We start from the raw sequence: 25,599 nt of genomic DNA on the forward strand, positions 1-25,599 counted from the left end.
ATGTCAAACAAAACAACAGTATTTCCAGATGGATTTTTATGGGGTGGTGCAACTGCAGCCAACCAATTAGAAGGAGCTTATCGCTCAGATGGTAAAGGATTATCAGTTGCAGATGCAATGCCTGGCGGCAAACAACGTTTTCAGATTTTAGGTAGTGATACGTTCAATTGGGAAATTGATGAAGATAAATTTATTTATCCAAACCATCGCGGGATTGATCATTACCACCGTTTTAAAGAAGATATTGCGTTATTTGCAAAAATGGGTTTTAAATGTTATCGATTCTCAATTGCTTGGGCTAGAATTTTCCCTAAGGGTGATGAAACAATGCCAAATGAAGCGGGCTTAAAATTCTATGATCAAGTGATCGATGAATGTTTGAAGCATGGCATCGAACCTGTGATCACGATTTCTCACTATGAAATGCCTTTACATTTAGCAAAAGAATACGGCGGCTGGAAAAATCGTAAAATGATCGATTTCTTTGAAAACTATGCAACAGTTGTGTTGACTCGTTATGGTAAAAAAGTAAACTATTGGATGACGTTCAACGAAATCAATTCAGCATTCCATTTCCCCGCGTTAAGCCAAGGAATGGTCAAAGCAACAGGCGCAGGTGACTATCAAAATATTTTCCAAGCGTGGCATAATCAATTTGTGGCGAGTGCAAAAGCAGTGAAAATCGGTCATGAAATCAATCCAGATATGCAAATTGGCTGTATGATCATCTATGCTACAACTTACAGTATTGATGCAAATCCAGTTAATCAAATGGCGACATTAGCTCAAAATCAAGAATTTAATTTCTATTGTACAGATGCTCAAGTTCGTGGTGAGTATCCTGCTTATCAACAACGCATGTTTGATAAATATGGTGTCTCTGAGTTAGAAATTGGAGCCGATGATTTAGAATTAATGAAAAAATATTTAGTAGATTATATTGGCTTTAGTTATTACATGTCTTCAGCAGTCAATGAAACAGCGGAAGAAGATGACACAGTAGTTGGAAACTTATTAGGTGGTGTGCGCAATCCATTCTTGGAAGCGAGTGAATGGGGCTGGCAGATCGATCCTGAAGGGTTGAGAATTGCTTTGAACGAATTATATGATCGTTACCAAAAGCCTTTATTTATTGTTGAAAACGGCTTAGGTGCAATCGATCAAGTGGATGAAAACTTTTATGTAGAAGATGACTACCGAATTGATTATTTACGTCGTCACATTGAAGCCATGTCAGATGCAATTAAAGATGGCGTTGATTTAATGGGTTACACACCGTGGGGCTGTATTGATTTAGTAAGTGCTTCAACAGGTGAAATGAGTAAACGTTATGGATTTATCTATGTGGATTTAGATGATAACGGTGAAGGTACGATGGATCGTTATGAGAAAAAATCTTTTAATTGGTATAAACAAGTGATTGAAACAAATGGACGAGATTTGAAATAAAATAAGAGCTGTAGCTTAGAGGTTTATTCTAAGCTACAGCTCTATTTTATAATGATGATTGTAATTGGGGGAGTCAACAAATGGAACTTAGCATTTAAACAATCCATTTGGAAAATCATTTTTACCAATCGAAGCGAAGTTACTATGAGTCAAATATGTTACCTCTTTTTTTAAGGTATCAGCTTGCTGAATATCTCCAATATTTTCAAGTAATTTGATAAAATCATAAATATACTCCATGTATTGATGCTCTCCTGTTACTAAATATTCAAGTAGATTATTTAAGTATTGGAGTGTCATCCGAAAATTATAGTTCTTTCCTGCTTTGTCTTGCTTTTTAGCAATGGCTAAATATTTTTTTGCACCATCGTAGTCCTTATCATGAATTCTAGAAGAAATTAAATTTGTAAGCATATTATATGCAAAGTTTATGGTCAACGGATCCCGTAGAGATTCGTCAACAATCGGAAGTGCTCGAAAAAGTACTAAGTCTTGTTGTTTCGTACTAAAAAATCTAATTGTATTTGCAAGGATTAGGTAATCATATTGTTGGTAATAGTCTTTCTTAAGTAGATAATCAAAAATCTCTTGAACTTCTTCATCTGTGATCGAATCAATTTCTTTCCAAAATTGCGAAAAATAAACCTTGATAACAATATAATTCGAAAATTCTTTTAAATTATGCTGGAATTTGGCTAATTTAAGATAATAATCAATCAGTTTTTGTTTGGTAGTTTGATTATCTAAATGTTCAGCGCAATAATAAAATAGTTCTCTAAACTTTTTTTGTTCGGCGTCTAAAGAAACACGCGAAAAAAATTCTTCAGGAGAAAGAGATAATTTCTTTAAGACTTCTGCTAACATGTCAATTCGAATGATTTGCTTCCCATGTTCAATTCTAGAATAAGAGGAAGGGTCTAAATGATTATCTAACATTTCTTTCTGTGTAAGATGTAATTTTTTTCTAAAAAAACGTAATGTTTCGCCTATGTTCATATGATTCACTCCTAAAAATTGCACGTATGAAAAAAAAAACAAGAATTTCTATATAAAATTCGATTATTAAAAAAAAAGCTCCTTTTTTTTGTTTTTTATGCAAGATTGTCAAATTGTTGTTTATTTCCGTCAAACCATTTGTTAGTATGAAATGGTAGAAGTTACTTATTGAAAGAATAACTTTTACTTATTTTAAATGATTGGAGGAATGAAAAATGACTTTAGGTGTTGCTGCAGTACTATTTAGTTCGTATGCTTTTGTTGTCATACCATAAAAAACAAATGCATCTTCTAACACGTCAAAGCTTGGGGAAGTTTAGTGCTGTTAGAAGATGCATGAACAGTATTTTAAAAAAAATACCATTTATGTAATTATATCACATAATAAACAAATTGAAAGTTATATTTAACTTTTTTAAATTTTATTTTCTATAAGATGAAAATAAAGGTTTTTGAAAACAAGCTAAAACAATAGATTCAATAAGCGAGGTTGGGACAGAAGTGTTTATTTTCGAAGCCTTCAATTCTAAGTGCTTCAGCACTTAGAATTTGATCTGATCGAAGCGTAGAAGTTACTTTTGCTCCCACCGTTTATTTGGATTCCTTGAGTCTGGGATGTGACGGGTAGAGTTATGTCACAGACTCATCTATTTCTTTTTTATTGAAGTCATCATTTGGTTGTTGTATAGTCAATCTATCAGGAGGAATGACCAATGAAAAGGAAAGAACTAAAGCATCCATTCTTTGTTATTATCGGTCCTAGTGGTTCAGGAAAAACTAAGGTAGCAGAAGCTGTTTTTCCATCAGAATACAAAGTGATTTCTCACACAACACGACCAATCCGAAAAGAAGAAGAAGACGGTCTAGATTATTACTTTGAAACAAAAGAACGATTTGAATACCTGCTAAATACAGAAGCGTTGGCAGAACATGATATGTATCATGGAAACCAATATGGCGTAGGAATTGTTGAGTTGCTTCAAAAAACGGCAGATCATTATGCGTATGATGTTTTAACGATCAAAGGGTTTCAAGAAATCGAAAAAAAATTTGGTAATATGGTTATTCCGATTTTTTTAAATGTATCTAAAAAAAATGTATTAACAAGATTAAAGATCAGAGAAGATGATGAAAAGATCCTAACGCAACGTGGAGCATTATATGATCAAGAAATTCAGAATAAAAATATGGTAGTCAATTATCCTAACTACTATATAATTGATGCGGACCAATCGTTTGAAAAAGTTGTTAAAGATGTAAAACAAGCAGTAAATGAGACTGTTAAAATCAAGCTAGGATAACAGGATCTGCTTATCTAGCTTTTTTGTGTTGCGTGCATTTTTTGAAAAAAACGGAAAGTTCTATTCTTCTCCTATTGCTTTTTCAGATCATGGTGCTATAATGACAAAGTGTCATATGACGTGTTGTCATGTAAAGAAAGGGATGCAATAAATGCCAAAGAAAACTTTTTTTCATCTACCTGAAGAAAAACAAAGTAGATTGCTAGAAGCAGCAGCAATCGAATTTTCCAGAACACCATTGAAAGAAGCGTCAATTGCTAATATCGTAAAACTGGCTGAGATACCAAGAGGAAGTTTTTATCAGTATTTTGAAGATAAAGAAGATTTGTACTATTATTATTTTGAGTTGTTGAGACAAGATAGTAAAAAAAATATCGAACAATCTATTCAAGAAGCAAATGGTGATTTATTCGCTGGAATGGAATCTTACTTTTCTAAAATGATTTTTGAAGTATTAACTGGAGAGAATGCTTCTTTTTATAAAAACCTTTTTATGAACATGGATTATCGAGCAACCAACCGAGTTTCACCTCAATTTTCAATAAACGATAACAAGGGCGAAAAACGACAGAAAAAGCGTAATGGTCATAAAATTTTTGAGCTGATAGACCGCTCTAAATTGAATATTTATGATGAACAAGAATTTAAAATGTTGATGCAAATGCTTATGAATACAGTTTTTTCTTCGATTGTAGAGGGCTATCGACAACTTGGAGAAAATTCTGAATATAATATTGAAAAAATTATTGGTAATTTTCAAATCAAACTAAATTGGCTAAAAAATGGTGTTTATAAATAGTTAGAAGGAAACAAAGGATGGATTAGGCGAGGCGTTATATTTTGGATTATACTTGCAATTAGTACCTCTAGATAGATCAAATAGTTAAGGATAAAGAAGCCTGAATTTGATATTCAGCCTCTTTTTTTTAACTATTAAAGCATAAATTTGTTATTCAAGCACTTTTAATTGGAATTGGTATAGATTAATTAGAAGAGAAAAAAAGCAATTATATATCATGATTGGTATAGGAGAAAGAAATTTTTTTCTCAAAAATTCATTCTATTTATCATTTTTTTGAAAAGAGCATTTGCTTGCTGAAATCAGTAGAGATGTTTAGAATAAATAGTGGGAGACATTCGGAGGGGGAAGACGAATGGAAAAGTTTCAATTATCGCAAGATGTATATGTGAAAACGATTGCACTTCGTGTAAACGATGTAGAAAAAATGGTTAGCTTTTATAAGAATGTGTTGGGGTTTATTTTAAAGTTAGAAGAGAATAATCTGTCTATATTCGGTTCACAAGAAAAAGACAGTCGATTACTGATATTAGAAGAAACAGTTTCTGAAGAAGATCAAAAAAAAACTTTTGAGAAATCTGTCTGCTTTTCTTTGTTGATTCCAACGGAGGAAGAGTTTGGTAGTCTTTTGAGAAGAATTACAACGCATAATTATCCTATTAGTAAATCAGTACAAAAAGGACAACGACAAAGTGTGTTTCTAGAAGATCCAGAAGGTAATAAACTGGAAATTAGTTATCAAGGTTCAGCAAATCAATATAAAAATGAAGCTGAAACCCTAGATGTACAACCTTTGATAGATCGAAGTAACGTTTTATATTCTAGCCTTTCAGCTAAGGTGAGATTTGTTCGACTCAAACTGGGCGTAAAAGATAACGCTAAACATCACACTTTTTATCGAGATATTTTAGGAATGGTTTCTGAAAGTAAAACAGCTGATAGACTATCATTACACGATAGAAATTTTTGGATTCATTTAGGTGATTCAATAGAACAAGATAGGCAAATAGCCGGTTCAGAGGAATCTTTGGGATTGGATTTTTTTGTATTAACGGTAAACCACGAAGAAGAAATGAAAAAGTTAAAGCAACATTTAGAAGACCACAAACAAGAATTTTTTGTTGATAAAAAATTAACGATTTACGATCCTAGTGAGATTGAATGGTGGTTCGTTAGAAATTAAAAAAAATAGGGCACAGAGCAATGAGGAAAATAAATCATGTATAAAAAAACGAAGCAAAAAATCAAAGAATTGATAGATGAGAGGATTTTTCCGGGAGCCAGTTTTTCTTTCATTACAGAGAGAGAATCTGAAGACTATACGTGGGGAAATGCTCAAATCATGCCTACAGTTGAACCGTTAGAGCGTTCGCTGCTTTTTGATGTAGCCTCTTTGACCAAGGTTGTTTGTACCACAACGGTTGTCTTACAGTTGAAGGAAACAGGCGTGATAAACATCGATGCACCGTTCAAAACATACTACCCAGCATTTGAAAATGAAAAAATAACGATCCGCCATCTTTTGACACATACTTCTGATATTCAAAGTTATATTGAAAATCGAGATGCATTGTCGAAAGATGAATTGATAGCAGCATATAATCAGGTTCAACCAGGTACAAATATAGGTAAAAAGGTCGCTTATACAGACACTGGAACGATTTTACTTGGGTTTATGCTAGAGGAACTACTGGGCAAAGATGTCATCGAAATTTTTAAAGAGCGAGTATTGCAACCAATGAATATGACAGAAAGTAGTTTTTTACCTGAGGATTTTTCTGAAATTGTACCGACTGAAAACCACCCTATCAGAGGACTGATTCGAGGACAAACTCATGATCCAAAAGCGTTTGTTTTGGCTGAACATGCTGGTAATGCAGGACTATTCACTAATTTGACCGATCTAAAAAAATTTACAGCAATGTACTTGAATGAAGGAAAATATCAGACAACTCGAGTATTAGAAAAAAATACAATTCGCTCATTATTAGACGATCAAACACCTGATCAAAAAGGACATCGTTCTTTAGGATGGGATTTAAAAGAGGACATATCTGGGCGGTCGATTTTATTTCATACGGGCTATACTGGAACTTTTTTATTGATCGATCCTAAGGAAAAGGAAGGGTTTGTCTTTCTTTCCAATCGTGTTCATCCAGTAGATAAGAGAGCGGAATATATCGAAAAAAGAGATGCGCTTATTGACATTTATTTAAAAGAAAAAATAGCCAACAAAGATGAATCGCTTTCTTTTTAGTGGTATAATTGACGAGTATAAATGGAAGGGAGTCTCTAAACTATGCAGCAACCTTTATTTTTAAAACCAGTGTTTCAAGAAAAAATTTGGGGTGGAGATCGTTTACACACTGTATTCGGTTTTGATTTACCAAGTAATAAGATCGGGGAAGATTGGGCAATCAGCGCTCATCCTCATGGGGTAAGTACAGTAGAAAATGGTGAATTTTCTGGACAAAAGCTAGATGAGCTTTGGGCGAATCATCGTGAATTATTTGGTAATGCTAAAGGAGATGTTTTTCCTTTACTAACTAAGATTTTAGATGCTGAAGATGATTTATCTGTACAAGTACATCCTGATGATACGTATGGTTTGGCTCATGAAGGCGAACTTGGGAAAACAGAATGTTGGTACATTATTGATGCTGAACCAGGATCAACAATCATTTATGGACATAATGCTAAGAGTCGAGAAGAGCTTGAGGCGATGATCAAAGAAGAGCGGTGGGATGATTTACTTAAGAAAGTGCCTGTTAAAAAAGGGGACTTTTTCTATGTACCAAGTGGAACGATTCATGCAATCGGTAAAGGAATCATGATTTTGGAAACACAACAAAGTAGTGATACTACGTATCGTGTGTATGATTATGACAGAAAAGATGATCAAGGAAATGCAAGAGAACTGCATATTCAACAATCAGTGGATGTTACAACAGTTCCCGCAAAAGATGCACAACTATCGATCCAACAACAAAACCAAGGACAGTCTAGCGTTATCACGTATTTGAAAACACCTTTTTTCAATGTATATGAATGGCAAGTCAAAGGCGTGTTGAATTTAAAGAAAAATGCACCTTATACATTGGCGACGGTTATTGATGGTGTTGGTCATTTGATTATTGAGGATGCAGATACGATCAAGTCTGAAAGCTATGAACTGACAAAAGGAACAAGCTTTATTTTGCCAACTGATATTGCAAAATGGCGTGTTGAAGGTGATCTGACGATTATCGCTTCCGAACCAGGAATCGATGCATAAATTTTAAGTATAAAAAAGTGTTAGGAAATTTTTCCTAACACTTTTTTGTTTATTCAACTGTCTGCATTTTTTGAGGTACATTGAAAGGTTCGTTGTATTTTTTTTCTAAAGCCGTTTTGATCAACCGAATCGCTAAATTTTCATTACGAGCAAGAATTGGTCCGTGGAAATAAGAACCAAAGACATTTTTATAGATCACGCCTTCAGAACCGTCTTCGCTATTATTGCCTTTTCCTTGGACGACATTGCCTAAAGGACGTTCGCTTTTGCCTAAAAACGTTCGGCCGTTATGATTTTCAAATCCATAATAGGTTTCATTAAATTCTTCATTATGGATCACGATATCACCGATATAACGGTTATTATCTTGACTTAATGTATAGTGATCTAACGCGCCGATACCATGAATTTTTTCGCCTTTAGCGCCCATATAATAATGACCTAATAACTGATAACCGCCACAAATTGCCAGCATGACACCGTCATTTTCAATATATTCAATCAAGGAATCTTTTTTTGTTTGGATATCGTCTGAAATAATCAGCTGTTCAAAATCTTGACCTCCGCCAACAAACACTAAATCATATTTATTAGGGTCAAATGGTTCATAAATACTGATGATTTCAGACCGAAACGTCACATTCATTTTTTCGGCAAGGTATTTTAGCATCAGTATATTACCATTATCGCCATAGGTGTTCAATAAATTTCCATATAAATGACACACAACTAATTCTTTAGGCATTGTTCGTTACCTCATTCCTAATTTATCTTTTTTTGAAAGGTCAGCTCTTAATATAACCTTGTGCAGCGAGTGATTTACGTAACTGTAAAACAGCTGTATATGTGGCTAAAATATAAACATGTTCTGTCGGCAATTCTTTGATTGCTGTAATCACATCATCTAGATTAGGGATTTCTTTTAATTTATCTTCAGAAATTCCCGCCACTTTCAAACGTAAAGCCATATCCTTATGACGGTCACCGCCAGCGATGACTTGTGGAATATCCATCTGAGCAAAAGCCTCATGATCTCCATCCCAGATCCAGCTAACGTCGATTCCATCCGCATAGTTTGCGTTTAATAAAGACACAAGTGAGAAAGAGTAAGGGGCAAGAGCCATCATATCAATGACCTGATTTAAGCCAACAGGGTTTTTGACTAAAATTAAGGTGCATAATTTGCCTTCGATATTGATCGTTTCTTGGCGCCCAAAGACTTTTTCGTCATAACTTAGTCCAGCTCTGATTTTTTCAGGAGAAACACCATAATGTTCAGCAACAGAGGTCGCAGCTAAAGCATTATATACATTATACATACCGCCAACGGCAATGCTGTATTGTGCGCCATCGATCACGAATTCGGCAGAAGTATTGTCCATCGCAACCATTTCTGTTAATTGAACATCTAACTCAGGACGATGGAACCCGCAGTTTGGGCAATAATATTTTCCAAGATTAGCATAAGTGATCATTTTATAATGTAAAATATGGTGACATTTTGGACAAAGTAAACCATCTGTATTGTAATGAGCCATTTGTTCTTCATCTGGTTTGTGATTAAAGCCGTAATATTTTCTTGGATTGACCGTTTCAACTGAGTTGAAAATCGGTGAGTCACCATTGCAAAGAATCGGTGCATTAGGCGCTGCAGCAGCACCGTCAACAATTAGTTTGTATGTTGTATAAATTTCACCGTAGCGATCCATTTGATCTCGGAAAATATTGGTAAATAAAAATAATTTTGGTTCAATATATTTTGTGACACGGCTCAAACTCGCTTCATCGATTTCTAAAACCGCAAATTTCTTTTTTGCCCCTTTATTTTTAGCAGATAAGAAGGTTGAAACGATCCCTTGCTCCATGTTCGCACCAGTTGGATTGGTCAGTACGTGATCAAATTCTTGTCTTAAAATATTCACTGTTAGAGCGGTTGTCAACGTTTTTCCATTCGTACCAGTGACAACAACGATTTCATAATCTTTAGCTAAGGTATCCAAAATTTTTGGATCGATTTTTAATGCTAATTTTCCAGGGTAGCTACTGCCGCCTTTGAAGAAAGTTTGTAATACCCATTGAGAAGTTTTTCCAGCGGCTATTGCTACATGACTTCTGATTCCCATAAAGTGCCCTCCAATTTATATCAACTATTGTTGTTACATTCAACAATAAACTCAATCTATAATACCACAATTGAAAAAAAAAATTAATTCCTTTTACTCTTTCTTACTATATTATGATTATACCAATAGATGTACCATGAAAAAGATTCGTAACGATAAAATTTATAAAAAAATTAGCAAGTGAAATCAAACCATGACTTAAATTAGTCAAATAGTTTTTTATGAGGGAAAAATAAAAAAGTCTTCAGAAATTTCAAAAAGCGCTTCCAATGTGGTATTCTTACAGTGTCGTAATTTAAGTAAAAAATAATTTTATTAAGTAAATTTGATTATTTACTGTTAAAGATGGATGAGTTTGTTTAGTTTTTATTTATCTAGCTGCTTGGGCTAGCTCTTCGGAAAAAAGATAAAAATTGAATATGACAAAAAGCGTCACAGTCAATTTTTCCTATTTTCTTGTCAGAGCTGGATGAGCCCATTCCGTTTTTATCTATCTAGCTGCTTGGGCTAGCTCTTCGAGAAAAAGATAAAAATGGAATATGACAAAAAGCGTCACAGTCAATTTTTCCTATTTTCTTGTCAGAGCTAAACGAGCCCATTTCGCTTTTAATATAAGGAGGATTTTCATGTTTAATTGGAAAAAGCTTAAAAAAGAGGATATAAAACGAGAAATTCTTGCAGGAACAACCTCATTTTTCGCCATTTCATATATCATTATGGTGAATACGGTGATCTTAGCTGAAGCTGGAATGCCAAAGGAATTAACGATTTTCGGTACGATCTTTATTTCGATTATTGGATCGATCTTGATCGGATTGGTTGCGGATGCGCCAATTGTTTTAACCACAGGGATGGGGGTTAATTCATTTTTTACTTATACGTTGGTTCTTTCATTAGGTTTAACTTGGCAGCAGGCGTTAGCTGTTAGTTTTTGTGCAGGTGTTGTTTATTTACTAGTCGCTTTTACGAAGCTAAGTAAATTGTTTGCTGAGGTTGTTCCGGAAACATTGAAAACAGGGATTACTGTAGGGATCGGCTTTTTTCTTGTGTTGATTGGCTTAGAAAAGGGGCACTTGATTTTACGGGGAGAGCATACTTTTTTGCAGTTGGCATCTTTAGATAATAGTCTGACTTTGTTAACGTTATTTTCATTGATTTTGACTGTGATTCTATTTGTAAAAGGAGTTCAAGGGAGCTTCTTTATTGGTATCGTTGTTGTGACGCTTATTGCTAATATTTTTGGTATGGTGACACCAACTGAACATTTTTCTTTGAGTGGGTTAGGGAACTATTCTCAAATCTTTTTACAATTAGATTTTAGTACATTTTTTTCTAAAAGCTTTTTATTGGGTGTCTTTGCATTATCGATGATTTTGATATTTGAGTCAATGGGCTTACTTAAAGGGTTGATGCCAGAAGCTGATGAAAAAAAATATTTGCGAGCTTATCGTGTAACTGGTTTTATTACATTATTATCCAGTATTTTTGGAACAAGCCCAACTTTAGCAGCTGCTGAAAGTGCAACCGGGATTGAAGAGGGTGGAAAAACTGGGATAACATCGATTACTAGCGGTATTTGTTTCTTTTTAGCGTTATTAGCTTTACCGTTACTTTCTTATATTCCTGATTCGGCATTAGCACCAGCGATCATCATAACTGGTTTTTTAATGATCCAACAGATCAAGACTCTGCATTTTGATGATTTTAGTGACTATTTTCCTGCTATGCTAATGATCGTTTTGATTCCTTTTACGATGAATATCTCTGATGGGATGGCATTTGGGTTTGTCTCGTATCCATTGACGAAATGGGTTGCTGGGAAAAAATCAGAGCTCTCACTGCCGATGTGGCTGATTTCAGGCTTGTTTTTGATCTATTTGATCGTTAATGTACTGATTTAATATAAAAGTAATTTTAATTAACGTTGTGAAAAGTCATATTATTTGGAAATTTCCCAAAAACCGCACGATGCGTTTTATGCATCGTGCGGTTTTTTACTCAAGCCTAAATGACTTTTCTCCGAACCTCTTTTTAGCCAATAATAATTTTCTCAGAAGGATATTCATAACCAATATCCCGTGTTTCTTTTGGCACGAACAACATCAATGTATACAACATACCGATACGTCCAATAAACATCAAAAGTGCGATCATCAACTTACCAACTGTGGTTAGATCAGAAGTAATCCCCAGAGATAACCCTGTTGTACCAAAAGCAGAAGCCACTTCAACAATGATTGCGATCAGCGGGTGATCCTCTGTTGCAGTTAAAAATAAGACGGCAAAGAAGCACATGATCAATGAGAGCATAAAGACGACAATCGATTTTTTTACATCATCGTCATCAATTCGACGTCCAAACACATTGATCTTATCTTCACTTTTCAAAAACGCGTACAAATACAATCCAATGATCGCAACAGTCGTGGTCCTGATACCACCACCAACAGAGCTGGGACTACAACCGATAAACATCAATAAAGAAAAAACAATCAGCGTCGTAACCTGAAAATCACCTAAATCGTTGATCTGCAAACCTGCATTCCGCGTTGTCATAGAATAAAACATTGAGGTAATCCAACGCTGAATTTCCCCCATTCCTATAAACAAATGATCTTTTTCCAATAAATAGATCAAAATCGTTCCACCAACAAATAAAATTACAAAGGCCAATACTGCAATTTTGCTAAATAATGAAAAGCGGAAAGGCAAGCCACGTTTTTTCTTTTTAAAAAACAACCACTCACGAACTTCCATCAATACTGGAAAACCGATCCCACCGACAAAAATCAAGAACATGATTACAATCAAAAAAATATAATCATTGGCAAATGGCATGATCGAATCCCCAGTCACATCAAAGCCAGAGTTGGTCACAGCTGAAATCGATTGATAAAAACCAAAGAAAATTGCTTTTGGCCAGGTTTTATAATAGCCAGAAAAATAAAAATAAATGGAGAAAAATGTACCAAAAATCACCTGAAACCATAAAATGATCGTAAATGTAATCCGAATCAAACGAACAATACCACTCAATTTTGGTTGATTCATATCGGTCATGATCAATTGCCGTTGCTTTAAAGAAATTCTACGTTTGGATAGAATAATGAAGGCGGTGGAAATCATCATGATCCCTAAACCACCGACCTGAAAGAGGACTTCCAGCAAAATCACGCCACGATCATTAAAGACAGAATTAATATCGAATGTAGACAACCCTGTAACACTTACCGTACTGATCGCCATAAAGAGCATATCGATGAAACCAACATGAGAGCCTGCCTCCCTAAAAAATGGCAAACAAAATAACAAGTAAGAAACAATGGTCATAATAATATAATAGGAAACAATTATTTGAATAGATGAAAAATGATTGGAAATAAAACGCCTTCCTTTGCGTTGAGCCAGCCATAAAAGCCGAAATCGATTCATAATGGACCTCCTGAATATCGTTAAAACAAGTATAGCAGAAAATAAATGATGGGCAAACAAAGAATAAATCTGTTAGGAGAAATAAGAAATTGATTAAAAAAAGAGAGAATATAGCACAAATCAAACAGAACATGCTATTTTATTGTGAGAGGAGTAACATTCTTTTATTTATTTCTTTTAAGGATAAACGTAAATGTACGAATGAATATCTTAAAAGAAAAACTTATTGTTATTTCCAATGTGATTATATTCACATTCAATAAAAAATTAGACAGAATTGCGTTAAGTAATTAGGAGTTGTATGGTTAAAAATTACTGAGGTGGGGAAAAAATGAAAAAAGTTATCATGAGTTTACTATCATTGAGTCTATTTGCAGGAATTGCTGTAGGTTGTACTAGTGATCAAGACAAAACAAGCAAGAAAAGTAAGGAATCCAAAGAAAGCACAGAAGTTACTTCTGGCGCATCAGCCAATGGCTATACAGATTTAAGTGAATTAGAAGATCAATATGATATCGTAATCATCGGTGCAGGGGGCGCTGGGATGACCGCAGCCTTACAAGCTAAAGAAGCCGGAATGAATCCAGCTATTTTAGAAAAAATGCCTGTTGCCGGTGGAAATACGATCAAATCGTCATCAGGTATGAATGCATCTGAAACCAAATATCAAAAAGCCGAAGGAATCACGGATAGTAACGATAAATTCTTTGAAGAAACCCTAAAAGGCGGCAAAGGAACGAATGACAAAGAATTATTACGATTTTTCGTAGATCATTCAGCCGATGCAATTGACTGGTTAGATACGAAGGGAATCGAGCTTAGTAACTTAACGATCACTGGCGGAATGAGTGAAAAACGTACACACCGTCCAGCTGATGGTTCCGCAATCGGCGGCTACCTAGTAGATGGACTTGTCCGCAATGTTAAAGAAGAAAAAATCCCGCTATTTGTCAATGCAAATGTGACAGAAATTACTGAAAAAGACGGTCAAGTGAATGGCGTCAAAGTCAAATTAAATGACAAAGAAACTAAAGAAATCAAATCAAATGCTGTAATCGTTACAACAGGTGGTTTCGGTGCGAATAAAGAAATGCTAGAGAAATACGATCCAAAATTAAAAGACTACGTCACGACAAACCAAGAAGGAACTACAGGTGACGGTATCAAGATGATCGAAAAACTTGGCGGTGCTACAGTGGATATGAAAGAAATCCAAATCCATCCAACCGTTCAACAAGATAAATCATTCTTGATCGGTGAAGTTGTTCGTGGTGAAGGTGCAATTTTAGCATCACAAGAAGGTACACGTTTTGTTAATGAAATGGATACTCGTGATAAAGTTTCTGCCGCTATTACTGCATTACCAGAAAAATCGGCTTACTTAGTCTTTGATCAAGGCGTTCGTGATCGTGCCAAAGCCATTGATTTTTACGATGAACAAGGCTTTGTCGTAGAAGGGGCAACGATTGAAGAACTTGCTAAAAAAATCGATATGCCAGAAGCTGCATTAAAAGAAACAGTAGAGCAATGGAATAAAGAGGTTCAAGCTAAATCAGATACACAATTTAATCGTGCAACAGGTATGGATCATGACTTATCAACGGGTCCTTACTACGCAATCAAAATCGCACCAGGAATCCATCATACAATGGGCGGTGTGAAAATCAATACGAAAACAGAAGTGTTGAAAGAAGATGGCGCACCAATCAAAGGATTGTATGCTGCTGGTGAAGTAACGGGCGGATTACATGGTGCAAACCGTATCGGCGGAAATGCTGTAGCGGATATCATCATCTTTGGTCGTCAATCAGGAACCGAAGCAGCAAATTTTGCTTCAGCACAAAAATAAGTAAGTTTAAGAAAACCAATAGATTGAACGTCCGCGTTTGTCTATTGGTTTCTTTTTGTAGTCTAAATGAACCTATGATCAAAAACTAAGAAAGCAATTTTTCAAAAATATTGCTTTTAGTCGAAAATATAGTAAGTTAAAAAATAGACTATCTCTTTTTTATCATAAATCAGTAGCATTATTTTAAATTAAATAACGGAAATGTAATATATAACTATCTAATACAGTCGACTTTTGGTAAAATAAATATTGATTAAGGTGTAAATAAATTTCATCCTGTTTAGGAGGAGAAAATATTTTGAAAAAATTATATTTATTTATAGGAGGGTTAATTCTAATGAGTGGACTAACTGGATGTGAAACAAAAAATAAAGCAGAAATTGAACAAAGTTTTGATAAAGTATTAGCTTTGTATCCAACGCCAAATCTGGAGAGTTTCTACGATATGGAAGGCTATAAAGATGATGAATTTGATAAAGATGATAAAGGGGTTTGGGTGTTAAATTCTGATTTTTCAATGAGTAAAACTGAAGAAGGAGATTTATTTACAGAAGGTATGCGACTAAGAATTAATAGGAATACACGGAAAATGAATGGTTATTATTATGTTTCTATTACTCCCAATTCTTTTGGAAAAAGCAGTAAAACTACAAAGTACCCAGTAGTTTATACTGATAATGGGTTTCAATCAAAAGCAGAAATTTCCGACAAAGAACTTCAGAGAAAAATAGAAAAATTCCAATTCTTTGTTCAATATGGAAAATTTGACAAACTAGATTCATATAAGAATTTAAAAAAAATGTACAATCCAGAGGTTCCTATGTATGAATTAGAGTATCAACTAACAAATGATGATTCAAATGTAAATGAATTAAGAAAAAGGAATGATATCCCTACAAAGATACCGCCAACTTTATTGTTAAAAGGTACAGGTAATCTAGATGGGAGTTCCGTAGGATATAAGCAAGTGGAAATTAGGTTTGATAAAAAATTAAGTGTTTATTTTTCTGATTTTATTGATTTTCAACCTCTATCCGAGGAGGACTTAACAGTTGAGTAAATATGAACTTAAAGACAAAGGAATTAAAAAAGATAGTGAATCAACTAGTGCTGTAGCCACAATCTCTTATGAAATTGAAAATGCATTGGTAAATGGTGTATCAGATAGAGATATAATTAAGCAACTAGAAGCATTGCAAGAAAATAAAAAATTCCCTTCTAACCTTCAATTAGTTGATGCATTCTACGACCCTAAAACAAGTTCAAGCGGTGTAGCATTTTTGGATAACAACACAGGAAAAGTTGTAGTTGGCTTCACTGGTACTAACCTTGACAACGGTATATTAGAAAGCGCAAAAGACATAGGCCAATGGGGCAATATAGCATTTAAAGGGGATGGTCCTTACTCGGCATATTTTGATGCTAGTAACAAGTTTATGAACGATTTAAAAGCAAATGGCTATGACATTGATACAGTTACGGGGCACTCTTTAGGTGGAAGAAATGGAACTATTATGGGCATGGTACACAATATCCCCAATATTATACTTTATAATTCAGCTCCACTAATGAATTTATTAGGAAATCTAAAGAAATCGAATCAACAAGAATTATCTGATTTATTTGGACGATATAGCGGAAATATCATTTATTTTGTATCTGAAAATGACCCGTTAAATAAAGCTGCGGGTGGAGTTCCTGGAAGTATCTATCCAGGGAAAATTATTATCATAAAAAATGGCAAAGAGCATGATATTACTGGTTTTTTAACAAAGGAAGAACAGGATTTTATTCGTCAACATACACCTGATTTAAATAAAATTTATGTGGCTCAACAAAGAGTTCAAACAGATACTCGGAGTAAATTAAAAGCATTAGATGTGTTGCGAGCAAAGCTTTTAAAAAGTGGAGGAGGATTATCTGCTTCAGAAGAAATTTATTTGGATGCGTCCGAAGCACTGATTTTAACACAAGGAATGAGTAAAACTCTTCAAATTGAAATAGATGATATCAAAAAAATGTATCGTGAAGCAAAGAAAGATTCCGATAAGTTATGGACAAACACAGTAAAAACGGCTGATTCCATAGGCTCTACATTACATCAAGGAGAAGTAGTGGATTCTTTAAATGCTGGTGGAGCAACAGAGCCAATTGTTCGAATAGAACCAAAAGAAGAATATGAACAAAAAATATCTGAATTATCTTCGATACAACAAGAATATCATGAATTAATTGAGCAAATCCAATCGTCAATAAACAAACAAGTAGAAACAGACCAAGAATTATCTAGACAAATAGGAGGATAAACTCTCATGGAGAGAACATATTTAAATAAATTAGCAGATTTAGAATCCAACTATGAAAAGAACCAAAGAAAGATTGAAGAAGAGTTAGAAGAAGCATTCTATGAAAAACAAAAATTTGCTCGTGAGTTAGAAAATCTTTCAGAAAATTATCGATATCATTATCAGCAAGCTGAATATAGTGAACCAATAAATATGAGCAGAGTTTATCATTTATTAGAACAATGTAAAGATGATGGGGATAGGGCTGTTAATCGGGCAATGAAAGAATTAGAAAATAAACAAGAAGAAAATACGATTCATTATAAGAAACAAACCCGATTAATAGAAGATGAACTTACTCTTTTAAAAGAGAAGGAGAGAAAAAAAGAAAATGAGTAGTGAAAAAATGAAACTGGAGTTAAAGAGATTGCGAAAAGAGCTGGAAAAAGCTCTGATACGTGGAATGGTTGCTCCACCTTGCGTTCAAACGGCAGAAACGAAAAAGGAACTAGTTAAAAGCATGGGACAAGCTCGAGTAGAACGATTAAAAAGTAGCAGTGCAAACTATATTTCAAACTTTCAATCCTCTGCAAAAGGGGCATGGGTAACAAAAGCTAAAACAACATTTGAGAATACGTCAAAAAAACTAACAACTATTACAGAAGATGGAAAATGATGAACGTCTATAGGTTCATCATTTTTTTGTAACTTCTAAATTGATGGTATTAAAGACCTGAATTGGCTACTACAAAACTTCTATCCTTATTCAGAAAAAAGCAAGTATGACTGTAGGTATGGACATTTTACTGTAAGAAAGAATCCTGAATACATAACCCTTAAATTTACCACTGTAAAAAACTTCGGTTTTATAGTAAAATACGAGAGGAACTAAACGAGAGGTGACGACGGACGAATGGCACAATTATTTTTTAAATATGGCGCAATGAACAGTGGTAAAACAATTGAAATATTAAAAGTAGCGCACAATTATGAAGAACAAGACAAACCTGTTGTTATTATGACAAGCGGACTTGATACTAGAGATGGTGTTGGTGTCGTTTCAAGCCGTATCGGCCTTAGAAGAGAAGCGATCCCAATTTTTAAGGAAACCAATGTCTATGATTTGATCCAAAAGCTTGATTATAAGCCTTATTGTATCTTGGTAGACGAATCCCAATTCTTAGGAAAACAACATGTGATCGAATTTGCTAGGGTCGTAGATGAATTAAATATTCCAGTTATGGCATTTGGTTTGAAGAATGATTTCCGTAATGAACTATTTGAAGGATCAAAATACTTGATGCTATATGCAGATAAACTAGAAGAACTTAAAACGATCTGCTGGTTCTGTCACAAAAAAGCGACGATGAATCTTCATTATATCGATGGTCAGCCAGTGTATGAAGGAACACAAGTTCAAATTGGCGGTAATGAAGCCTATTATCCTGTATGCCGTAATCACTATTTCCATCCACCAATCGATGGTGAACAGGTGAAAAATAATTAGCTCAGTAAAAAATGAAAATAAACGATACTATTAAATAAAAAGAGGAGCAACTAACTATGTACGATCAGTTACAATCAATCGAAAATCGCTATGAAGAGTTGGGAGAATTATTAAGTGACCCAGCTGTCATCAGTGATACGAAACGCTTTATGCAATTATCTAAAGAAGAAGCGAACACGCGTGAAACAGTAGACGTTTATCGTCGCTATAAACAAGTAGTCGAAGGGATCAGTGATACCGAAGAACTATTAGGCGAAAAATTAGACGCCGAAATGGCTGAAATGGCTAAAGAAGAACTTTCAGAATTAAAAAAAGAAAAAGAAGTACTTGAAGAACGAATCAAAATTTTACTATTACCGACAGATCCAAATGACGATAAGAATATTATTATGGAAATCCGCGGTGCAGCAGGTGGAGATGAAGCAGCTTTATTTGCAGGTGATCTATTCGGCATGTATCAAAAATATGCGGAATCTCAAGGCTGGAAAACAGAGGTGATGGAAGCAAGCATTACTGGGATCGGTGGCTACAAAGAAGTAATCATGATGATTTCAGGGGATAATGTCTTCTCTAAACTAAAATATGAGAGCGGTGCGCACCGTGTTCAACGCGTTCCTTCAACCGAATCTCAAGGACGGATCCATACATCAACAGCAACTGTTGTGGTTTTACCAGAAGCAGAAGAAGTAGAATTAGACCTTGCAGATAAAGATATTCGTACAGATATTTACCATGCTAGTGGTGCTGGTGGGCAGCACGTCAATAAAACGGCTTCAGCTGTTCGTTTGACGCATATTCCAACTGGGATTGCGGTTGCCATGCAAGATGAACGTTCGCAAATCAAAAACCGTGAAAAAGCGATGAAGATTTTACGGGCAAGAGTCTATGATCAAATGCAGCAAGAAGCGCAAAGCGAATATGATGCAACCCGTAAATCAGCTGTTGGGACAGGGGATCGTTCTGAACGAATCCGTACGTATAACTTCCCACAAAATCGTGTGACCGATCACCGTATTGGTTTAACCATTCAAAAGCTAGATCAAATTTTAGCTGGAAAATTAGATGAAATCGTCGATGCATTAGTCTTGTACGATCAAACATCAAAATTAGAAGAGATGCAAAATGGGTAATCGTTATTTTGAAGTCCTTAAACGGGCTTCTTCTTTTTTAGAAAAACAAGGAAAAGAAGGGCATAGTATTCTCTTTGTTTTCCTAGAAAGAAAAGGCTGGAGTAAAACGGATTGGCTGCTTCATCTGAAAGAAGAAATAACATCGGAAGATGAGCAACAGATCAATGAAGATTTAGAAAAACTTGTTCAAAATTATCCACCTCAGTATTTATTAGGATATAGCGATTTTTATGGTCATCGTTTTATGGTCAATGAACACACATTGATTCCTAGACCTGAGACAGAAGAACTCGTAGACCGCTGTTTAAAAGAAAATCCAAATAAGCAGATGACAGTTGTTGATGTAGGGACTGGAACAGGTGCAATTGCGATTAGTCTAAAATTAGATCGACCAAACTGGCAAGTAACAGCAATCGATATTTCAGAAGAAGCATTACAAGTTGCCAAGAAAAATGCAGAACAATTAAATGCAGAAGTTTGCTTTAGTCATGGCGATGCTCTTAAGCCAATGAAAGAGCAGAAAATCGATATCTTGATTTCAAATCCTCCTTATATCAGCAATAGGGAATGGGACTTGATGGATGAAAGTGTGCGAACCTTTGAGCCAAAAACGGCATTATTTGCAGAAAATGAGGGCTTAGCGATTTATCAACGATTGGCTGAAGAAGCAAAAGAATTGCTGAATCCAGATGGGAAAATTTATTTAGAAATCGGTTTTCAGCAAGGTGAAGCGGTCAAACAACTTTTCCAGCAAACATTTCCGCAAAAACAAGTACAAGTTGCCCAAGACTTATCGGGAAATGATCGAATGGTGATTATTTCTTCTAAAATAGAGGAGGGATAAAAAATTGGAGACAAAACAATTTACGACCGATGAAATCGACCAAGCGGCTGAGCTGATCCGAAAGGGAGAACTGATTGCTTTTCCAACTGAAACAGTTTACGGTCTTGGCGCAAATGCATTGGATGCGCGTGCGGTAAAGCAAGTTTATGCAGTTAAAGGACGTCCTAGCGATAATCCGTTGATCGTTCACGTAAGTGATTTTGAGATGGTCAAAAACTATGTGACGGACATTCCTGAACAGACTAAAAAGTTAGTAGATGCCTTTTGGCCTGGTCCTTTAACGTTGATTTTTAATGTAAGAGCAGATGCCTTTTCTACCACTGTGACTGGCGGTTTGAAAACTGTCGCTTTCCGGATGCCTAAGAATGAAAAAACGCTAGAGTTGATCAAAACGGCCAAACTGCCTTTAGTAGGACCTAGCGCCAATACTTCTGGAAAACCTAGTCCAACGACAGCAAAACATGTATATCATGATCTTCATGGGAAAATCGCTGGTATTTTAGATGATGGTCCAACTCAAATCGGTGTAGAATCTACGGTCTTAGATTTAACGGCGGCAAATGGAATCCCAGTTATTTTAAGACCAGGTGCTGTTACACAAGAACGTTTGGAGCAAGTTGTCGGCAAGGTACAGGTCGATCAGCATTTAATCAGTGAATCAGAAGCTCCTAAAGCTCCTGGAATGAAGTATAAGCATTATTCTCCAGATGTCCCTGTTTGGATCATAGAGGGTGATCAGCAGGTATTTAGAAAAGCGATTGAATGGGCTAAAAATAAAAATCAACGGATCGGTTTGTTTGCGGACGATCAAGTTATCAAAATATTTTCTAATGAAGTAGAGGCAGTTTTTTCGTTTGGTGAACATTCAGTTGAACAAGGAACGAAGTTGTTATTTGCGGGCCTTAGAAGTTTAGATGAACAAAATATCGACGTGATTTTTGCGCAAGCTTTCCCAGAATCTGATTTAGGTATCGCTTACATGAATCGGCTGAAAAAAGCAGCGAATCAAAAAATTTTGAAAATTGATTCGATTTTCAAGTAGAGAGCTTTTAAGTATGATACAATCGGTACAAACAAATGAAATGGAGGCTTGTTTAATGGATTATAAAACATTTGATCCTGATTTATGGGATGCAATTGCAAAAGAGAATGACCGTCAAGAAAACAACTTGGAGTTGATTGCATCAGAGAACGTTGTTTCTAAAGGTGTGATGGCTGCACAAGGAAGTATTCTTACAAATAAGTATGCAGAAGGATATCCTGGTAAACGCTATTACGGCGGTTGCGAGTTTATCGATATTGTTGAGGATTTAGCAATTGATCGTGCCAAAGAATTATTTGGGGCAAAATTTGCGAATGTTCAGCCTCATTCTGGCTCACAAGCAAATACAGCAGCTTACCTTTCATTGATTGAACCAGGAGACACTGTTTTAGGGATGGATTTGTCTGCGGGAGGACATTTAACTCATGGATCACCAGTGAATTTTAGTGGTAAAACCTATAATTTTGTAAGTTACGGCGTTGATCCAACAACAGAAGTAATCGACTATAATGTCGTGCGTATTTTAGCACGCGAACATCAACCAAAATTGATCGTAGCAGGTGCCAGTGCGTATTCTCGTACAATCGATTTTGAAAAATTCCGTGAAATCGCAGATGAAGTCGGCGCAAAATTAATGGTAGATATGGCGCACATTGCTGGTCTCGTAGCAGCTGGATTGCATCCAAATCCAGTACCATATGCGGATATTACAACATCAACAACACATAAGACATTACGTGGTCCACGCGGCGGACTTATTTTAACCAATGATGAAGATTTAGCAAAAAAAATCAATAGCAATATTTTCCCTGGTATTCAGGGCGGACCATTAGAACATGTGATTGCGGGTAAAGCAGTTGCCTTTAAAGAAGCATTAGACATTAGCTTTAAAGAATATAGTGAACAAGTTATCGAAAATGCTAAAGCGATGACAAAAGTGTTTAATCAAACACCAGAAGCTCGTTTAGTCAGTGGATCGACAGATAATCATTTGTTATTGATCGATGTTAGTGGCTTTGGGTTAAACGGAAAAGAAGCAGAAGCAATTTTAGATAACGTGAATATCACGGCTAACAAGAATTCAATTCCGTTTGAACAGCTTAGTCCGTTTAAAACAAGTGGTATTCGCATTGGTACACCTGCAATCACCACTAGAGGATTTTTAGAAGATGATTGTGTAGAAGTAGCAAAATTAATTGTCAAAGTCTTAAAAGACCACGAAAATGAAGCGACTCTTTCCGAGGTTCGTGCTTCTGTTAGTGAACTTACAAAAAAATATCCACTTTATAAGTAAAAGTTTCGAGTGATCGACTAGTCAATCGCTCGATTTTGTTTTACAATAGGAAGGAATAAATTATTGAAGGAGAATGAGCATGGGAAAATTCCAAGTTATTGATCATCCACTGATCCAACACAAATTAACAATCATTAGAGATAAGGATTGTGGAACAAAGGTTTTTCGTGAAGTCGTGAATGAGATTGCAATGCTTATGGCATATGAAGTTTCAAGAGATATGCCGTTAGAAGACGTTGTTATCGAGACACCGATCTGTGAAACAACACAAAAAACATTATCTGGTAAAAAGGTGGCAATCGTACCTATTTTACGTGCAGGTATTGGAATGGTAGATGGTATTTTGGAATTGATTCCAGCAGCTAAAGTTGGACATATCGGTTTATACCGTGATCATGATACATTAGAACCAGTTGAATATTTTGTGAAAATGCCTGAAGATATCGATGCACGTCAATTATTCGTAGTTGACCCAATGCTTGCTACCGGTGGATCAGCTATTATGGCAATCGATGCATTGAAATCTCGCGGCGGCAGCAATATTAAATTTGTTTGTTTAGTTGCAGCGCCAGAAGGTGTGAAGGCTTTACAAGAAGCACATCCAGATATCGATATTTATACTGCAGCGTTAGATGAATATTTAGATAAAGATGGCTACATCGTTCCAGGTCTTGGCGATGCTGGTGACCGTTTATTCGGAACTAAGTAAGAGTTAAATAGTTGATAAAAACATGAAGATGTTTTTATCAACTATTTTTTATGAAACAAAAAAATCCATCCAATAATAATGGATGGAAGAATCTATACTTTTTTAAGTTTTTTGTAATTGATGACGATTACGCCGTTACTTTTAACCATTAAATCAGTGTTATCAGAGTTTTCATCAATTTCCACAACAGCAGAATTATTTAATTGTTTCGTGATAATTCCAGTTTGTGGTTGACCGTGCATCAAGAAAGTGACCTGAGTATCAACAGTGAATAAATCTCCTTCAGCAGAAGGCTCAACAGGACGATTAAAGTTACCAAAATTAGACATTAAAAAACTTCCTTTCTTAACTTCTTCTATTATACCATATATGAAGAAAAATTTCAGAAAACTAATTTTCTTTAAAAAAACCAGTATTTTTGACTTTACAAAGGATTCGTTTAGTTCTATAATTTGCATGTATTGCCAGCTTAGCTCAGTCGGTAGAGCAACGCACTCGTAACGCGTAGGTCGTAGGTTCGATTCCTACAGCTGGCATAAAATAAAAGCTTAAAACCTTTTTAAATAGAGGATTTAAGCTTTTTTGTAAACAAATTTGTTCTCACTAAAGAAAATCCATACATATTCTTTGTGTATTTGTAAAAAAGAGCCTACACTATAATTAAACTTAAGTATATAGGAGGAATGCATCATGTCAGAGAAAGTTGATAAAATCAATAAATTAGCGAATGAAGCAAAAAAAGAAGTCGAACGCTTAGAAGACAAACGTCAAGAAAGTCTTGGAAACTCTATCAATTATATTGAAAATGAATTGCAGATCCAACGGTTATATGCAAAAATCGAAGCTTATGAAAAAGTTTTGGATATTGTAAAATAATCGTATACTTGTAATGATGTGATAAAAAACAAATTTAATACCGAAAGGCCAGACAAAACGATTTTAGTTTTGTCTGGCCTTTTTTTGTTAGCGACATCTTATAAAAATTTCACTCGACAGAATTATGAAAGAAAATTGGGAGGATTTTGAGCGGTGAGTCTTCACAAAATAAATTATTATTAAAACATAGCAAGGGCAAAGATAAGTTTATAACAAAGGAGAGAATTAAAATCGAAAAAAATCAAGAGTACAAATACACAGATGCTGGTATAGATAGGATCATTAAACAAAAGCATAATCGCTGGCAGCAAAAAAGAAAAGCAGAAATTGCTTGTTTTGAGCAGCAAAAAAAAACTCTTTCTTCTTATAGAGAAGTGATAACTATTTTCTTAAATAATGATCTACCCTTTGATATAGACATTATTGATTGCGTTGTTGATGAAAGCATAGAAATGACTAAAAAAAACGCGCAAGCAATCGTAGCTTTTGTTTCTTCTATTAAAAAAGGAAATAAATAGCCGGAATTGGACAAACTATTTTTTCAGCACAGGAAAAATAAAAGTATCTTCAAAGAACACGGGCAAAAAATCAATTATTATGCAACGAAAGAAAGTCCAAGCATTGAAGACATAAAAAGCAATGGAAACGTGCAAGCATTTATCACGAAAAAAGGTCTGGAAAAAGCAATT

25 protein-coding genes and 1 tRNA gene are annotated in these 25,599 nt (G+C 35.1%); 21 read left to right on the forward strand and 5 right to left on the reverse strand.

Annotation, left to right across the window (positions count from 1 at the left end; genetic code table 11):
* A complete protein-coding gene (locus tag IGL98_RS06525; RefSeq protein WP_206845835.1) occupies positions 1 to 1,449 on the forward strand; it encodes a glycoside hydrolase family 1 protein in 1,449 nt (482 codons plus the stop codon).
* Between the two features lie 87 nt (positions 1,450 to 1,536).
* Here IGL98_RS06525 and IGL98_RS06530 read toward each other — a convergent pair whose 3' ends face one another.
* Entirely contained in the window at positions 1,537 to 2,445 is a 909-nt protein-coding gene (locus tag IGL98_RS06530; RefSeq protein WP_206912196.1) for a helix-turn-helix domain-containing protein, read from the reverse strand.
* 713 nt (positions 2,446 to 3,158) lie between these two features.
* On the opposite strand from IGL98_RS06530, the gene IGL98_RS06535 reads away from it, so the two are divergent.
* The 5 genes from IGL98_RS06535 to manA all read left to right on the forward strand — a co-directional run bounded on the left by IGL98_RS06535 (position 3,159) and on the right by manA (position 7,819).
* On the forward strand, positions 3,159 to 3,746 hold the full coding sequence (locus IGL98_RS06535) for a guanylate kinase (protein ID WP_206845829.1): 588 nt from the start codon (positions 3,159 to 3,161) through the stop codon (positions 3,744 to 3,746).
* Positions 3,747 to 3,897: 151 nt separating this feature from the next.
* Complete coding sequence (locus IGL98_RS06540) at positions 3,898 to 4,545, forward strand: TetR/AcrR family transcriptional regulator (RefSeq protein ID WP_206845826.1); 648 nt, start codon at positions 3,898 to 3,900, stop codon at positions 4,543 to 4,545.
* A 355-nt stretch (positions 4,546 to 4,900) separates the two neighbouring features.
* Positions 4,901 to 5,728: a VOC family protein gene (locus tag IGL98_RS06545; protein ID WP_206845823.1), complete on the forward strand. Its 828-nt coding sequence runs from the start codon at positions 4,901 to 4,903 to the stop codon at positions 5,726 to 5,728.
* A gap of 36 nt (positions 5,729 to 5,764) precedes the next feature.
* On the forward strand, positions 5,765 to 6,802 hold the full coding sequence (locus IGL98_RS06550; protein ID WP_206845812.1) for a serine hydrolase domain-containing protein: 1,038 nt from the start codon (positions 5,765 to 5,767) through the stop codon (positions 6,800 to 6,802).
* 42 nt (positions 6,803 to 6,844) lie between these two features.
* On the forward strand, positions 6,845 to 7,819 hold the full coding sequence (manA, locus tag IGL98_RS06555) for a mannose-6-phosphate isomerase, class I (RefSeq protein WP_206845809.1): 975 nt from the start codon (positions 6,845 to 6,847) through the stop codon (positions 7,817 to 7,819).
* Between the two features lie 49 nt (positions 7,820 to 7,868).
* Here manA and IGL98_RS06560 read toward each other — a convergent pair whose 3' ends face one another.
* The gene (locus tag IGL98_RS06560; protein WP_206845806.1) at positions 7,869 to 8,564 is read right to left on the reverse strand and encodes a type 1 glutamine amidotransferase; all 696 of its coding nucleotides are present in this window, start codon (positions 8,562 to 8,564) and stop codon (positions 7,869 to 7,871) included.
* Between the two features lie 40 nt (positions 8,565 to 8,604).
* Positions 8,605 to 9,942: a Mur ligase family protein gene (locus IGL98_RS06565; RefSeq protein ID WP_206845803.1), complete on the reverse strand. Its 1,338-nt coding sequence runs from the start codon at positions 9,940 to 9,942 to the stop codon at positions 8,605 to 8,607.
* Positions 9,943 to 10,568: 626 nt separating this feature from the next.
* Between IGL98_RS06565 and IGL98_RS06570 the strand changes: the two genes are divergently transcribed.
* Positions 10,569 to 11,843: an NCS2 family permease gene (locus IGL98_RS06570; RefSeq protein WP_206912194.1), complete on the forward strand. Its 1,275-nt coding sequence runs from the start codon at positions 10,569 to 10,571 to the stop codon at positions 11,841 to 11,843.
* A gap of 130 nt (positions 11,844 to 11,973) precedes the next feature.
* On the opposite strand, the gene IGL98_RS06575 is transcribed toward IGL98_RS06570, so the two are convergent.
* Positions 11,974 to 13,374 carry a TrkH family potassium uptake protein gene (locus IGL98_RS06575; RefSeq protein WP_206845789.1) on the reverse strand — a complete coding sequence of 467 codons (1,401 nt, stop codon included), beginning with the start codon at positions 13,372 to 13,374 and terminating at the stop codon, positions 11,974 to 11,976.
* A gap of 331 nt (positions 13,375 to 13,705) precedes the next feature.
* On the opposite strand from IGL98_RS06575, the gene IGL98_RS06580 reads away from it, so the two are divergent.
* The 11 genes from IGL98_RS06580 (at position 13,706) to upp (ending at position 24,034) form a co-directional block, all read left to right on the forward strand.
* Positions 13,706 to 15,223, forward strand: coding sequence for a flavocytochrome c (locus IGL98_RS06580; RefSeq protein WP_206845787.1), 1,518 nt, complete (start codon positions 13,706 to 13,708; stop codon positions 15,221 to 15,223).
* A 298-nt stretch (positions 15,224 to 15,521) separates the two neighbouring features.
* Positions 15,522 to 16,283, forward strand: a complete 762-nt coding sequence (locus IGL98_RS06585) for a tandem-type lipoprotein (protein ID WP_206912192.1) — start codon at positions 15,522 to 15,524, stop codon at positions 16,281 to 16,283.
* Positions 16,276 to 17,529, forward strand: coding sequence for a hypothetical protein (locus IGL98_RS06590; RefSeq protein ID WP_206912183.1), 1,254 nt, complete (start codon positions 16,276 to 16,278; stop codon positions 17,527 to 17,529). The genes IGL98_RS06585 and IGL98_RS06590 overlap by 8 nt, the downstream gene beginning before the upstream one ends.
* Before the next feature lie 6 nt (positions 17,530 to 17,535).
* Positions 17,536 to 17,907: a hypothetical protein gene (locus tag IGL98_RS06595; RefSeq protein WP_206912181.1), complete on the forward strand. Its 372-nt coding sequence runs from the start codon at positions 17,536 to 17,538 to the stop codon at positions 17,905 to 17,907.
* On the forward strand, positions 17,900 to 18,184 hold the full coding sequence (locus IGL98_RS06600) for a hypothetical protein (RefSeq protein WP_206912179.1): 285 nt from the start codon (positions 17,900 to 17,902) through the stop codon (positions 18,182 to 18,184). Before IGL98_RS06595 ends, IGL98_RS06600 begins: the two co-directional genes overlap by 8 nt.
* Before the next feature lie 237 nt (positions 18,185 to 18,421).
* Positions 18,422 to 19,015: a thymidine kinase gene (locus IGL98_RS06605; protein WP_069645135.1), complete on the forward strand. Its 594-nt coding sequence runs from the start codon at positions 18,422 to 18,424 to the stop codon at positions 19,013 to 19,015.
* 56 nt (positions 19,016 to 19,071) lie between these two features.
* The gene (prfA, locus tag IGL98_RS06610; RefSeq protein ID WP_206845785.1) at positions 19,072 to 20,145 is read left to right on the forward strand and encodes a peptide chain release factor 1; all 1,074 of its coding nucleotides are present in this window, start codon (positions 19,072 to 19,074) and stop codon (positions 20,143 to 20,145) included.
* On the forward strand, positions 20,138 to 20,989 hold the full coding sequence (gene prmC, locus IGL98_RS06615; RefSeq protein ID WP_206912177.1) for a peptide chain release factor N(5)-glutamine methyltransferase: 852 nt from the start codon (positions 20,138 to 20,140) through the stop codon (positions 20,987 to 20,989). Before prfA ends, prmC begins: the two co-directional genes overlap by 8 nt.
* Before the next feature lie 4 nt (positions 20,990 to 20,993).
* Positions 20,994 to 22,031: an L-threonylcarbamoyladenylate synthase gene (locus IGL98_RS06620; RefSeq protein ID WP_206845775.1), complete on the forward strand. Its 1,038-nt coding sequence runs from the start codon at positions 20,994 to 20,996 to the stop codon at positions 22,029 to 22,031.
* 55 nt (positions 22,032 to 22,086) lie between these two features.
* Positions 22,087 to 23,325, forward strand: coding sequence for a serine hydroxymethyltransferase (glyA, locus tag IGL98_RS06625; RefSeq protein ID WP_069645131.1), 1,239 nt, complete (start codon positions 22,087 to 22,089; stop codon positions 23,323 to 23,325).
* Between the two features lie 79 nt (positions 23,326 to 23,404).
* Positions 23,405 to 24,034: a uracil phosphoribosyltransferase gene (gene upp, locus IGL98_RS06630; protein ID WP_206845757.1), complete on the forward strand. Its 630-nt coding sequence runs from the start codon at positions 23,405 to 23,407 to the stop codon at positions 24,032 to 24,034.
* Positions 24,035 to 24,126: 92 nt separating this feature from the next.
* On the opposite strand, the gene IGL98_RS06635 is transcribed toward upp, so the two are convergent.
* A complete protein-coding gene (locus IGL98_RS06635; protein ID WP_010763354.1) occupies positions 24,127 to 24,363 on the reverse strand; it encodes a hypothetical protein in 237 nt (78 codons plus the stop codon).
* Positions 24,364 to 24,497: 134 nt separating this feature from the next.
* Here IGL98_RS06635 and IGL98_RS06640 point away from each other — a divergent pair.
* The 3 genes from IGL98_RS06640 to IGL98_RS06650 all read left to right on the forward strand — a co-directional run bounded on the left by IGL98_RS06640 (position 24,498) and on the right by IGL98_RS06650 (position 25,428).
* A tRNA-Thr gene (locus tag IGL98_RS06640) sits at positions 24,498 to 24,570 on the forward strand.
* Between the two features lie 154 nt (positions 24,571 to 24,724).
* Positions 24,725 to 24,910, forward strand: coding sequence for a hypothetical protein (locus IGL98_RS06645; protein ID WP_206845755.1), 186 nt, complete (start codon positions 24,725 to 24,727; stop codon positions 24,908 to 24,910).
* 146 nt (positions 24,911 to 25,056) lie between these two features.
* Positions 25,057 to 25,428 carry a hypothetical protein gene (locus IGL98_RS06650; protein WP_206845751.1) on the forward strand — a complete coding sequence of 124 codons (372 nt, stop codon included), beginning with the start codon at positions 25,057 to 25,059 and terminating at the stop codon, positions 25,426 to 25,428.
* The last annotated feature ends 171 nt before the right edge of the window (positions 25,429 to 25,599 follow it).

Source organism: Enterococcus sp. DIV0840, from assembly GCF_050527835.1.
Lineage (GTDB): Bacteria > Bacillota > Bacilli > Lactobacillales > Enterococcaceae > Enterococcus_L > Enterococcus_L ureasiticus.